Origin of the sequence: Pedobacter sandarakinus, from assembly GCF_026240095.1 — a bacterium.
Lineage (GTDB): Bacteria > Bacteroidota > Bacteroidia > Sphingobacteriales > Sphingobacteriaceae > Pedobacter > Pedobacter sandarakinus.
Genome location: NZ_JAPIVG010000001.1, coordinates 389,098 through 401,459, shown reverse-complemented (window position 1 = coordinate 401,459; position 12,362 = coordinate 389,098). Strand labels below are relative to the sequence as shown.

The window sequence follows — 12,362 nt, the reverse complement described above, 5'->3', positions numbered from 1 at the left end:
GCGGCATCCTTTTTGGCTTTTTCTGCCAAAAAGATACAGCGGACAGCGTGTTAAAACGCACAAAAAATTGTGCGAATATCTTTTATCCAAAGTTTTTTTCGCTTCGTTCGAAATGACGGTACTTTTTTTACCCAGCTCTTAAATACCCTAAAATAGGGACGTTAGGCGTGTCAAAATACCAATAATAAAAGGTGAAGACTCTGCAACTTTTCCTTGTGTGGCTTTTTGATTTAAATCACTACTTACTTTACGCTATACTTTAAGATTGATCTTCCTAGGTTCCCACTACCATCGGTACCTTCTATAATCACTTTATATTGGCCTTTGCCATCAGCGTTATAAAATTCGAAAGAAGTGTTCCCGGTAGCATCCGTAACAACTTTCGGGTTCCAGTATATGGTGGTGCGCAGGTCGTTTCTATTCATATTAGCAGGAACATCATATCTCGGAGAATAAAATTGCCGCTCTTTATTATATCCTTGTGGTGAAAAGGTAACCTCGTAGTTTTTCGGCAATAGATCTAGCAATTGCGCTTTAGAAATTTTGGTGCCTTTCGGTGCTTTTTTCTGGTTGATAACGATAACACCGTTAACATTGTTCGCCCTGTTTACTAAGCCCAATTCATCTCTTAAAAAGATTTCGATAGACTCGATTTCTGAGGCGTTTAATGCGTTGATTTGATTTACATCTACATTCATGCCATTGATAAAAATACCCATGGGTACCCTTTTCCCTGCGTTGTAATCTCTACTGACGTAAAAATTATTATCCTGATAAGTGACGCCGGGCAACATACTTTGTAAACAGTTAATTAAGAGTGCACAGCCTTGTAGCCTGTCGCCGGTAACTTCATGGTCTGCAATCTGCCCAAGCCCGCTTAATGCCGGGTAATCTCTGTGACTTACCTTTGGCACCGTAGTGCCTTTGATGGTGACGTCTTTTAAGGTATGTAAATAGGCGTATTGTTTTTTACTATTGTCTAAATAAGTGGTGAGGGCGCTATCAATATTTAACACCTCTTCTGCAGCGCTAAAATTGCGGGTTAAACTCGGGGTGGGTGTACCCGTTAAGCTAATCATCATCGACTTATAATTGACGTTGTATTTTGCAGTGATGGTTACTTTAGATGAGTCGTTTAGCACAAGGTTTTTAAAGGTGAAGTTTCCAACAGGATCGGTAATTCCCTCAAGATTAAAGCGTTTATCGGGTATTGTAAGTAGTAATTGTCCTTTCCTTACCGGAATCCCATTAGTCATGCGCAATACACCCGAAACAGCTATGCCCTGCTCTGGCAAGAAGCTAATTTTCGGTAGCGTATTGGTTAAAATGTTGGTGTATTTAAAACTGCGATAGCCTTGTGTTAAGAGCAGCACGTCTAAATCGGTATTTTTCTTTGCATCTGGTGCATTGAAATAATAACTTGGTTTTTCGATATACCCTTTTACATCGCTGCTTAACAAGAGACCTGTTAAAATTGTAGTAGCGGCGTCTTCATTTGAAGGCACCTTGGTTTCGTCTATTACGGCTACAGAAAAATTGCCCGCAACCGGCGCACCATCTTTTTTTGCTGATACGTTAACTTTAACCTTTTTTTTGATGCCATAGCTTGGTGTAGCTGTGGTTAGGTTAATGGCAAGATTATTTTTAGTTTGTACAAATACCAGGCGCTCGCTTAGGGGTTTCCCAGCATCAGTAAGCAAAGTAAACTGCGCAATCCCGGTAGGGAATTTAGATTTTAAAATGGTGGAGTTATATTCCTTATTGGCCAAAGCCGTTTGTGCCCCAAAGCAAATTACACCCTCACTTTGAGCCACAAGGTAGAATTTCTTCCCTTTGTTTTCATTGAAAAAACCATCATTGGCAATAATTTTGACCTGTAGGTTTTCTGCATCGGCATTATCTACAATTACTTTAATCCCTTTTTCGGCAACAGCTGGCAACGGATACGTTTCGGTTGTCCCATCAGGATAAGTAACACTTGCTTTGTAGCTTTTTCCACTTTCTGCCAATAGGTTGAAACTGCCCATTCCCAAATGCTGGGCTGTAAATGTGGCTACCTGTTTTCCATCATTATCCAAAATGGTTCCCTTGGCATTTATACCTAACCCATCGCTTTTTAATGCTTTAAATGCAACCTTGTTTGTTAGCCCTGCAATCAAACTTCCCCCTTCCGGGAAAAGCTGAAAATCTTTCGTTACAATTGCATTGTTCAATGGAAAACTATTACTTACCACATCCTTTTCAGTAGTGTTTATACTGGTAATAAGTTCTCCTTTTCGAAGTTGATATTCTGCTTTTTGGTTGGCCGTCATCGAAATGGTTAAATACCCATTTGCATCTGTGGTACCGCGTCCTTTTGCAATGGCGGTATAGCTGGTAACCACTTGCCAGGTTACATTTCGGTTAGCATAGGGTTTGTTGTTGGCATCTTTAAACTGTACCCGGGCATCAATTTTTTCTTGTTTATCTGTCGATTCGTTTTTGTATGAAATGTGAGTTTTAACTTCTTTATCGATGGCCTCACCAACGTAGAAGGTTTTGTTGAATAATGCGGCATCTTCGAAGTTTAACATCCACATGGTGTAAGCCCTTATATGATAATTACCTTGTTTATAATTAACCTGATCTAGCGGGAAGCTTCCATTTGCCAAACCATCAGTTATAGGAAGTTTGAGCGTTTGTATTAATGAGTCCTTTTGATTGATAACATCAACATATATAATTTTGCTAATGCCTGAAAGATAATTCTGATTTTCAGTTACGTATGCCTTAAACCAAACGGTGTCGGCAATAGCGTAATATGGTTTATCAAAGTGCAAATAGATTTTCTCTGCCGGATAATCATTTAATACTTTGCTGGTTTTCTCAATAAGGTTGTTGATGCTAATTGTATCGGTTTGGGCCGATGAAGAAAAATAATTTAAAGCGAGAAACAGAAGTATAAAATATGATAACCTGAAAATCTTCATGAACTGGAATTTTAAAACTAAGCTTGTAAATATATCCAATTAAACATATAGCACCTAAACTGTCGTCATCTTTAACATTTTTTTACATAAAAAGACCATAAAAAAAGCAAGCCTCATTGCTGAAGCTTGCCTAATAATCTGGATAATACTTTATTATTTATATTCTATTAAAAATTCGTTCAATGGGGTGCGCACCTTCTTCAGGTTTGCCAACCAATCGCCCTGCTCATCGCGATAGCCCAAAGGCAACAAGGTAACACTTCTTAAGCCTTTTTTATCTAAGCCTAAAAGTTCGTCTAACGCGGGGCCATTAAAACCCTCCATTGGCGTAGCATCTACTTCTAAAACTGCTGCCTCTGCAATAGCAATTCCAAAACCAATATAAGCTTGCTTAGCTGCGTGATGGAAATTCTCTTCAGCCGGTTTTGCCAGGATCATACCTTTTAACTGGTTTTTATACGCATCGGTAGTATCTAACGGCAATCCTCGTTCGGTGTTCATTCTATCAAATACCTTATCAATACCCTCTTCTGTATAGTTTTCCTGGGCTGCAAAAATTAGCAAGTGTGAAGAATCAATAATTTGCTGTTGGTTAAAAGCAATCGGTGCTATTTTCTCTTTAAGTTCTTGGTTGGTAACTACGATAACCCTAAAAGGCTGTAGACCAGAAGATGTTGGAGCCAGCAAAGCGGCTTCAATAATTTTATCAACCTTATCTTGCGGTACAGGTTGACCATTCATTTTTTTAACGGCATAACGCCATTTAAGTGCATCTATTAAACTCATGATATTTTTAAATTTTATGAGTCAAATATCACGATTTTGTTATTGAGAAATGTTGACGTATGGTAAGAAAGCAGGCGCCGAACAAAGACCTTAGTTAAGGGTTGGATTTTAATCTTAAGTCGCTCCTTACAGGGAAATGATCAGATAGCTTGGCTTCATCAATTTTATAATTCAAGACCTCTAAATCTTTGGAAGTGGCAATATAATCAATCTGGAAATTGGGAAATTTGCCATTATAAGTTTTTCCGAAGCCAGATCCCTTTTTGATGAATGCATTATTTAAACCCTGTGTAATTTGGGTAACTACATAAGATGCTGGCGTATCATTAAAATCGCCTGCTATAAGGTAAGGCGTGGTACAACTGGCCATCTCCTTTTTCATTACATCTACCTGGCTGCTCCGCTTTAAGAATGCACTTTTTAACATGCGCAGAATACGTTTAGATGGTTGTAACTCCGTATTCATTTCTTTCACTTTATCCAAATATTCATAATCTTGTTTTTCGAAAGAGATAGATTGAAAGTGCACATTATAAATCCGCAGGATTTGATCATTCACCTTTAAATCGGCATAGATACTCATGTTCCCTGCAAAGCCCTCTACGAAAGGGATTTTGCCTGTTTTTTTAATGGGGTACTTGGAAAAAATTGCCAGACCGATTGCTTCGAAATCGTTTTTATTGGTAGGTACAAAATAGTAGTGTTTAGAATTTAACATCTTCTTTAAACTATCTACCGTATTAAAATCGCCTTTATAGCGGGTATAAAATTCCTGGAAACAGACAACATCTGGATTCTGGTCTTTTACAATCTGAAGAATTTTTTCTTTTACAGATTCATCATTTTTACCACCGTACAATTTGAAGTTATGTACGTTATAGGTCATCATTCTAATACTGTTTTCTGCTTTTTCATTGCTTCCCTCATCACCTCCGATTGCAAACGTTGCTTTTAAGGTAGATAGGCCAAAAAAGATAATCGCCATACTCAACGCGGCAAAAATCCACTTTTTACTCACGCACCACCACAAAATAAACACGATATGAAAAAATAGCACATAAGGATAGGCCAGTCCGAAAAACGCGATAATTGCATGCTTCCGCGGATCCATATTGCCTGCAAGTGTACCCGATATTAGGGCAATGGCCAAAACAATTGCCAGCGGCAGCAAAATTTTATCCAAGAAACTGTACTTCTTTTTGGCCATTAATCTTTGCTTGCTTTAAAAAGTTTTTCTTTTTCTGTTGCGGTTAACTTATCATAACCAGAAGAGGAAATTTTATCTAGAATGGCATCGATCTCTTGCTGAGATACATCCTTGAAAGCTGCTTTTTTTACAGGTGGTTTTTCGTTTTTTACTACCCTTAATTTTGGTTTTCGCTCAAACCATTTGCTCCAATCTTTACCTTTCTGCAAACTGCTGATAAATAGAAAACCCAAAATAGCGCCGCCAATATGAGCCAGATTTCCGCCTGCATTGGCAGATGATAAACCTATAAAAGAGATGAGAAAGTAAGCAATGGCGATCCATTTAATTTTCACTTCACCAATAAACATCATCATTAATGTATAATTGGGTACCAGGGTTGCTGTTGCGGTAATGATTGCCATTACTGCTGCTGAAGAACCAATTACTGTTTTGCCCACTAAGCCGTTTGTATAGGCTGGAAAAATGTTAAGCCCGGCAATGTAGAAGAGTGCGCCAACTATACCTCCTGCTAAGTAAATAAAATGAAACTGTTTGCTATTTAAAAAGTTCATGAAGATGTTTCCAAACCAAAATAGACCTAACATGTTAAATAATAGGTGAAGGAATCCATCGTGAAAAAACATATAAGTAAACACGGTATAGAAACGCGTTGGAAGGGCAGCCAATAGAGCAGGAACGCCGAAATATTCCCTAACCCACTCGTCTACAAAAAAGTCGGTTTTGCCGAGGAACAGAAAAACAGACACTATGGCTAAAACTAAAAACAAAATGGTATTTACGCCAATGTAAAAGTACAGGGGATTCCCAGAATGAAAAATCTTAAACTTTAAATCTTTAAAAGTATTATTCATAATAAGTGTAAAAATTTGTGTTCTTATCTTTCCATATTTTCACCAGAATGAAGCCTATTAATGCCCCGCCGAGGTGTGCGTAATGGGCAACTGAATCGCCTTCAAATCTACCTACGCCTAAAAATAACTCTAAAAGAATATAAAATGGAATAATATATTTCGCTTTCACGGGCACAGGGATAAACATGATCATCAGCTCTGCATTAGGGTAAAGCATGCCAAATGCCACCAATAATCCAAATATTGCACCCGAAGCACCAACCATTGGCGTTGTATAAATCTCGATCAGTTTGCCCAGTTGTTCTTGGTTTAGGCCCTTAATATTGGCTTCCACCATATTCGAAGCATAATCTACACTTACGGCCCCTGGATTGGTAATCGAACCAGTAAGTTGATAGGTTTCGAAAGCTTGAACACCTAATTGTAAAGCTAAAGCTCCCAGACCAGTAATTAAATAAAACATCAAAAACTTCTTGGCGCCCCACCTACTTTCTAGCAAAGTACCGAAAGAGTAAAGCGCAAACATGTTGAAAAAAATATGCGCCCAACCGCCATGCATAAACATGTAAGTAATGGGTTGCCATGGTTTCGCCATGGGCGAATCAAAGTAAAATGCACCCAGGCTATAACCTAATCTTATTCCTTTAGACTCGAAAAAGAGTGTGGCCAGAAAGAATAAGATATTTATAATGAGTAGGTTCTTAACTACGGGAGGAATATGGATGTTATTCATTTATATTTAATTGTTTAAAATTGTCACCGATGCATATTTATAGTCTATTTGCATTGGTTTTTCAGCTTTGTCTTTAACCGTTCGGAATGATAGTTCCGCTTTATTGCTCTGGCTTTAGCTTTAATCCTTCACCCTCAGTCTTAAAATTAAAAGCCTGTACCTTTTTCAAACCTTTTGTCAAGTTCTGTCAACGTAATGGTTTGAATAATAGCCTTTCCGCTAACGCCAAAGTTAGGGGTTTTGCAGGCAAAAAGTTCATCAATTAAGGTATTCATTTCCTCCTGTGCCAACGCTGTTCCTGCCCTAATGGCGCTATTTTTTGCAAGGCTGCGAGCCAAACTATCTCGCTTACTTAACTTTAATTCTTGCTGACTGTTTTTAAAACCTTCAATTAGTTGCTCAAACAATTGTGTTTCGTTAATGTTGGTGCTTCCTAAATCTACCGGAACACCCTCTACCACCAACGTATTTTTACCGAACTCCCTTACATCAAAGCCCAAGCTCTTAATGTCATCTAACAAACTTTTAGCCAACTCAAAATCATTAGCGTTTAAGGTTATGGTCTGTGGAAACAAGCTCTGTTGCGATGCCCCCTTGCGGTCATCTAAATGTACGAGAAAACGCTCATAAAGGATGCGCTCATGTGCCATTTGCTGGTCGATAACCATCAATCCCGATTTAATTTGCGAAACAATGTAGCGGTTGTGTAGCTGCATGTACTGCTTCTTAGGCGTTTCTATTTCACTTTCTTCGGTATAAAAGGTAGCTTGTTCTACTTCAGGTTGGGCTACAATCTCGTAAAGCGAACCCCAGTTTTTTGCGCTTGGTTTTGCCTCGTAATTTCGTGGCGAAGAGGCATAGCCCGAGGTCGAAGCGGTGTCGCTGGCAAATGGATTAAAGTCTGGGTTGAAGTTGATACTTGGTGGAACAATATCTTCGACTGCTTTTTGGGTAATCATATTGCTAAATCCCGTTTCCTGGTCGAAATCTAAACTTGGTGCAATATTGTATCGGCCTATCGAGCGCTTTACCGCAGACTTTAAAATTGCATAAATGGATTTTTCATCTAAATATTTTATCTCAGTTTTAGTAGGATGAACATTTACATCAATCTTCGCCGGATCTATTTCGATAAACAAAACATACAACGGATAGCTATCGTCAGGTAGAAGATCATCGAAAGCTGAACTTACCGCGTGGTTTAAGTAGGGGTCTTTTATAAATCTATTGTTTACAAAAAAGAACTGCTCGCCACGGGTTTTTTTCGCGAAAGCAGGTTTGCCAATAAATCCTTTAAGGTTAATAATCGTCGTTTCTTCTTCAACAGGAACTAATCGCTCGTTGTAATTATTGCCGAACAGGTGTACTATTCTTTGCTTCAGGTTTCCTTTCGGCAGATTAAAAATCTCTGTTCCATCGTGGTGTAAGCTAAAAAATACAGTGGGATGTGCCAATGCAACACGCTGAAATTCATCTATGATGTGGCGCATCTCTACCGGATTACTTTTTAAGAAATTCCTTCGGGCGGGTGTATTAAAAAAAAGGTTTTTAATTCCTATTTGTGTACCCGCCGGTGTGGCAACAGGCTCTTGTGCCGTTACCTCTGCACCCTCAATAGTAATGCAGCTGCCAATCTCATCTTCATGCCTACGGGTTTTCATCTCTACCTGCGCAATCGCCGCTATAGATGCCATGGCCTCGCCCCGAAAACCCATGGTGCGAATGGCAAACAAATCCTCAGCTTTTTTTACCTTCGAGGTAGCATGACGCTCGAAACACATTCTGGCATCGGTAACGCTCATTCCACATCCATTATCGATGATCTGAATCAGCGCTTTGCCTGCATCTTTTATCACCAATTGAACTTTATCTGCACCAGCATCAATAGAATTTTCAAGTAATTCTTTTACCGCAGAAGCAGGTCGTTGAACAACTTCTCCGGCAGCAATTTGATTGGCAACAGCATCAGGTAATAAGTGGATAATATCAGTCATGTATTCTGGCAAAGTGAATTCGCTAAATTATGCAAAATATGCTTAAAGAACGGCTTTTGTTTAAAACTCAACATGTAAATGACGGTGCAAATGTTAAACTGCATGATGGTTATTTTCTGGAAAAGTAAGTGATGTGCATCTCGGTTTCCGCAGCCCCACTGTACGCTAAATCTTTGGCTGGCCGTCGCTGCCTAGCCTTTAGCCAAAGGATATCGCTGCCATTGGGTTTATGTTTAACGTTCAGGATACTTTCGCTCACATTTAGCCACGCTCAATTATGTGTAGTGTAAAGCTGAATTTACAAAGTAAACTGGACACAATTATCTATCTTTATCGATATGAAATCTTTTCTTTACCTCCTATCTCTCGCTTTTTTGCTTTCTTCATGTGGCAAAAAAGAAGAGGCCGATGTATTGGTTTACAATGCCAATGTATACACGGTAAATAGTAAGTTCGAAACTGCAGAAGCTTTTGCCGTTAAAGGCGGGAAAATTCTGGCTATAGGTACCTCTAAAGATATTCAAGCGAGATACAAAGCAAAAGAAGAAATTAATGCAGACGGCAAGGCGGTTTACCCGGGTTTTATAGATGCGCATGCGCATTTCTTTGGTTATGGGCAAAGTCTGCAATCGGCTGATCTTCGTGATACGAAATCTTGGGAGGAAGTTCTAGAACGCCTTGTTAGTTTCGCTAAAACCCATCCCGATGGCTGGTTAATTGGCGGCGGTTGGGATCAGAATGATTGGCAGGATAAAGCTTTCCCAAATAATGAAAAATTAACGTCACTGTTTCCTACCAGACCCGTATTTCTTAATCGGGTAGATGGACATGCTGCTGTAGTAAATCAGAAAGCCCTTGATGCAGCAGGAATTAAAGGAGAACAAAAATTGGTTGGCGGCGACATGCTTATCGAGAATGGTAAACTTACCGGTGTACTTATTGACAATGCTGTCGGTTTGGTAGAAGCTAAAATTCCACCGCCCGATGCGAAACTGGCAGAGAAAATTTTAACAGATGCACAAGCCAATTGCTTTGCCGCAGGCTTAACCACCATAGACGATTGTGGGTTGGGATACGAGGTAGTAGAATTCATCGAAAAACTACAGAATGAGCAAAAGCTAAAAATGCGCTTATACGTTATGCTTTCTGATGCAGAAGACAACTATAACTATCTATTTAAACGCGGACCAATAAAAACCGATCGGCTAAATGTGCGGTCTTTTAAAGTTTATGCAGATGGTGCCTTAGGATCTCGTGGAGCTTGCTTATTACATCCTTATAGCGATATGCCTACAAAAACAGGGTTTCTATTGAGTGCTAAAAAGCATTATGAAGAAGTAGCTCAAAAAATCGCTGCTAATAATTTTCAAATGTGTACGCATGCCATTGGCGATTCGGCCAATAGGGTAATGCTAAACATTTACAACAAAGTTCTAAAAGGCAAAAACGATAAACGTTGGCGTATAGAACATGCCCAGGTAGTAAATAATTCCGATTTTAATTTATTCGGCAAAGCCAGTATAGTGCCATCGGTTCAGCCTACCCATGCCACTTCAGACATGTATTGGGCAGCCGAACGCCTAGGGCCACAACGGGTAAAAGATGCTTACGCTTACAAACAATTGTTGAAGCAAAATGGTTGGATTCCTTTGGGAACTGATTTTCCGGTAGAAAAAATTAGTCCATTGTTAACTTTCTATGCAGCCACTGTAAGGGAAGATGCAAAGGGTTATCCTAAAGGCGGTTTTCAAATGGAAAACGCTTTAACGCCAGAAGAAGCGCTTCGAGGAATGACCATCTGGGCTGCAAAAGCGAATTTCGAAGAAAACGAAAAAGGGAGTCTGGAAGTGGGCAAGCTGGCAGATTTTGTAATTCTCGATAATGATATTTTAAAATCATCCCCAAAAAATATATTAAAAACCAAAGTTTTAAAAACCTTCCTGAACGGAGAGAAAGTGTATGAAGCGAAATAGATTATTAATTGTAGCAGTAGCCAGTTGTTTTAATGTTTTATGTTTAATGGCTTGTGCTCAAGAGCATAGCGCCAATGAAAAGAAGCTTGCGGTAGCCAATACCATTTCAAGGACAACGGTATTGTTGAACAATCAAGGTGGAATTGTTCCGCTTAAAAACCTTGAAAAACTGAATATTGCTGCAGTAAGTTTAGGTTTTTCTTATAGCAGTGTTTTTGATAGTTTAGCTAATAAATACGATAAAATCACATCCTTTACCGCTGATGTATATAAAGACAGCATCAACCTAAATGATTTAGAGGATGATTTAAAATATTTCAATACCATTTTAGTTACTATTGATGATCAACATGCAAATCAAGCAAAGTATGTCAATTTCATCAATAGCATTGCGCAGACTAAGCAAGTTATCTTATCTTATTTTGGAAACGGTAATGGCCTTAAATCGTTTGATGTATTGTCATCGCCCATTATTTTTACCGCGGTAAACAACGCAGATGCGGCAGCCATTGTGCCCCAATATATTTTTGGTGGAATTGCTGCTGAACATAAATTAGGTTCTGCTTTTTCCGCCAGATATACAGCAGGATCTGGCTTTACAACCACCAAAACGCGTTTAAAATATACAGTTCCAGAAGACGCAGGTTTAAATTCCAATGATTTAAAGGAGATAGATGCCATTGCTGCGGAAGCCATTAATCAGAAAGCAACTCCTGGGGTTGTGGTTCTTGTAGCCAAAGATGGTAAAGTTGTTTTTAATAAAGCCTATGGTAAACATACTTATGATAGTTTATTACCCGACAAGGTAACGGATATCTTTGATTTGGCGTCGGTGACGAAGGTAACTGCTACTACGCCATCAGTGATGCGTTTATTCGAAGAGGGCAAGTTAAAATTAGATACCAACATCGGTGCCTATATTCCTAAGGCCCGCACCACAGCTATGAATAACATTAACGTACGAGAAGTAATGTTACACCAGGCTGGTTTTATCCCTTTTATCCCTTTTCACAACTATGTAAAAACCGGCGATTATAGTTCAGACTCTTCTGCGGCTTTTCCAACTAAAGTTGCAGACAACTATTATATAAAAAAGGGATTTTTTAAGGATTTTATGTGGCCAAAGATGCTTAACTCACCTATTAAAACCCGTGGGAAATATGTCTACAGCGACATTAGCATGTATGTGATGAAAGATATTGTGGAGCATTTGAGCGAAGAGCCATTAAATCAGTATACTTATGAAAACTTTTACAAGCCGCTAGGTATGCAAACTGCTGGTTTTCTGCCAAGAAACCGTTTCAGTAAAGATCAAATTATCCCTACAGAACAAGATACATATTTTAGGAAAACTTTGTTAGAAGGATATGTACACGATCAAGGTGCTGCTTTGGCTGGTGGTGTTTCTGGCCATGCAGGCCTATTTGCCAGTGCTAATGATCTGGCTATTATTTATCAGATGTTGTTAAACAGGGGTACTTATGGTGGTACGCAATATTTTAAACCCGAAACAGTAGATATGTTTACGTCAAAGCAGTCTAATGTGAGTCGCAGAGGTTTAGGTTTTGACAGGTGGGATCCAGATAGCACTAAACACTATCCTTCAGATCTGGCTTCGCCGCAAACCTATGGGCATACAGGTTATACTGGAACCTGTGTATGGGTAGATCCATCTCGTGGTTTGGTTTATGTTTTCCTTTCAAATCGGGTAAATCCGACAGTTACCGAGAAGCTTTCCAATCTTAAAATTAGAGGTAGAATCCAAGATGTGATCAACAAAGCCATAGATAGCGCTAAAAAGTAGTTTGAAATTTCTTTATGATGGATCGTTTTTCGATCGCTACGC

8 protein-coding genes are annotated in these 12,362 nt (G+C 39.1%); 2 read left to right on the top strand and 6 right to left on the bottom strand.

The genetic code is table 11. From position 1 onward, the window contains the following. Positions 1-242: 242 nt before the first annotated feature. The 6 genes from OQ268_RS01595 to mutL form a co-directional block, all read right to left on the bottom strand. Positions 243-2,969, bottom strand: coding sequence for an Ig-like domain-containing protein (locus tag OQ268_RS01595; RefSeq protein ID WP_265854310.1), 2,727 nt, complete (start codon positions 2,967-2,969; stop codon positions 243-245). A 153-nt stretch (positions 2,970-3,122) separates the two neighbouring features. Continuing rightward, positions 3,123-3,755: an NAD(P)H-dependent oxidoreductase gene (locus OQ268_RS01590; RefSeq protein WP_265854309.1), complete on the bottom strand. Its 633-nt coding sequence runs from the start codon at positions 3,753-3,755 to the stop codon at positions 3,123-3,125. 94 nt (positions 3,756-3,849) lie between these two features. Beyond that, a complete protein-coding gene (locus tag OQ268_RS01585; RefSeq protein ID WP_265854308.1) occupies positions 3,850-4,962 on the bottom strand; it encodes an endonuclease/exonuclease/phosphatase family protein in 1,113 nt (370 codons plus the stop codon). Then, on the bottom strand, positions 4,962-5,816 hold the full coding sequence (locus tag OQ268_RS01580; protein WP_265854307.1) for a rhomboid family intramembrane serine protease: 855 nt from the start codon (positions 5,814-5,816) through the stop codon (positions 4,962-4,964). The genes OQ268_RS01585 and OQ268_RS01580 overlap by 1 nt, the downstream gene beginning before the upstream one ends. Beyond that, entirely contained in the window at positions 5,809-6,549 is a 741-nt protein-coding gene (locus OQ268_RS01575; RefSeq protein ID WP_265854306.1) for a rhomboid family intramembrane serine protease, read from the bottom strand. The genes OQ268_RS01580 and OQ268_RS01575 overlap by 8 nt, the downstream gene beginning before the upstream one ends. Before the next feature lie 146 nt (positions 6,550-6,695). Continuing rightward, positions 6,696-8,543, bottom strand: a complete 1,848-nt coding sequence (gene mutL, locus OQ268_RS01570; protein ID WP_265854305.1) for a DNA mismatch repair endonuclease MutL — start codon at positions 8,541-8,543, stop codon at positions 6,696-6,698. Between the two features lie 338 nt (positions 8,544-8,881). Between mutL and OQ268_RS01565 the strand changes: the two genes are divergently transcribed. Together OQ268_RS01565 and OQ268_RS01560 are read left to right on the top strand one after the other, a co-directional pair. Next, positions 8,882-10,516 carry an amidohydrolase gene (locus tag OQ268_RS01565; protein ID WP_265854304.1) on the top strand — a complete coding sequence of 545 codons (1,635 nt, stop codon included), beginning with the start codon at positions 8,882-8,884 and terminating at the stop codon, positions 10,514-10,516. Continuing rightward, positions 10,503-12,320: a serine hydrolase domain-containing protein gene (locus OQ268_RS01560; protein ID WP_265854303.1), complete on the top strand. Its 1,818-nt coding sequence runs from the start codon at positions 10,503-10,505 to the stop codon at positions 12,318-12,320. The genes OQ268_RS01565 and OQ268_RS01560 overlap by 14 nt, the downstream gene beginning before the upstream one ends. Positions 12,321-12,362: the final 42 nt, after the last annotated feature.

What these genes read in the sequence shown, in the direction of transcription:
- OQ268_RS01580 (WP_265854307.1), bottom strand. Translation starts at nt 5,816, where the DNA reads ATGAATAATACTTTTAAAGATTTAAAGTTTAAGATTTTTCATTCTGGG.
- OQ268_RS01595 (WP_265854310.1), bottom strand. Translation starts at nt 2,969, where the DNA reads ATGAAGATTTTCAGGTTATCATATTTTATACTTCTGTTTCTCGCTTTA.
- OQ268_RS01575 (WP_265854306.1), bottom strand. Translation starts at nt 6,549, where the DNA reads ATGAATAACATCCATATTCCTCCCGTAGTTAAGAACCTACTCATTATA.
- mutL (WP_265854305.1), bottom strand. Translation starts at nt 8,543, where the DNA reads ATGACTGATATTATCCACTTATTACCTGATGCTGTTGCCAATCAAATT.
- OQ268_RS01560 (WP_265854303.1), top strand. Translation starts at nt 10,503, where the DNA reads ATGAAGCGAAATAGATTATTAATTGTAGCAGTAGCCAGTTGTTTTAAT.
- OQ268_RS01565 (WP_265854304.1), top strand. Translation starts at nt 8,882, where the DNA reads ATGAAATCTTTTCTTTACCTCCTATCTCTCGCTTTTTTGCTTTCTTCA.
- OQ268_RS01585 (WP_265854308.1), bottom strand. Translation starts at nt 4,962, where the DNA reads ATGGCCAAAAAGAAGTACAGTTTCTTGGATAAAATTTTGCTGCCGCTG.
- OQ268_RS01590 (WP_265854309.1), bottom strand. Translation starts at nt 3,755, where the DNA reads ATGAGTTTAATAGATGCACTTAAATGGCGTTATGCCGTTAAAAAAATG.